Source organism: Bacillus pseudomycoides DSM 12442 (genome assembly GCF_000161455.1).
GTDB lineage: Bacteria > Bacillota > Bacilli > Bacillales > Bacillaceae_G > Bacillus_A > Bacillus_A pseudomycoides.
The window spans coordinates 4,994,079-4,994,690 of record NZ_CM000745.1 but is presented as its reverse complement, the minus strand read 5'-3'; the positions used below and the strand labels follow the sequence as shown (position 1 = coordinate 4,994,690).

Annotated in this window: 1 protein-coding gene; it reads left to right on the top strand. The window is 47.5% G+C overall.

Annotated elements, in window-relative coordinates:
- Positions 1-612, top strand: a 612-nt coding sequence (locus BPMYX0001_RS25360; protein WP_033799366.1) for an AMP-binding protein, incomplete at both ends; no start/stop codon positions are given.

Genomic DNA, 612 nt, shown 5'->3' with positions numbered 1-612 from the left:
GTTGTATGGAGGCCGGCTAGTTCTTGTTCCATCTTTTGTGGCTCGGGATCCTGAGGCTTTTGCTGAGCTGCTTCTCAAAGAGAAAGTGACCATCTTGAATCAGACGCCTACGGCATTTTATCAGCTTTCTCACCAGATGAAAAAGATGAAGTCAGCCGAGATGCCGATCCGTAAAGTTATTTTTGGGGGCGAAAAGCTGTCCCCTCTACAGCTGAAGGACTGGAAAGTAGCCTATCCTTCTACTCAGTTGATTAATATGTATGGGATTACGGAAACGACTGTTCATGTTACGTACAAGGAAATTACTGAAAAAGAAATCGAGACTAACATCAGCAACATTGGAAAACCGATTCCCACTCTTCAGGTGTATGTGCTGGATGGACAGAAGAACCTCCTGCCCGTTGGAATCGGCGGTGAAATGTATGTTGCCGGGGAAGGTGTGGCTAGAGGTTATTGGAATCGTCCAGAGCTAACGGAAGAGCGCTTTGTTGAAAATCCGTTTCAACCAGGAGAGCGGATGTACAAAACAGGTGACCTGGCCCGATGGCTGGAAGATGGAAACCTGGAGTACCTTGGAAGAATGGATGATCAGGTGAAAATCCGCGGCCACCG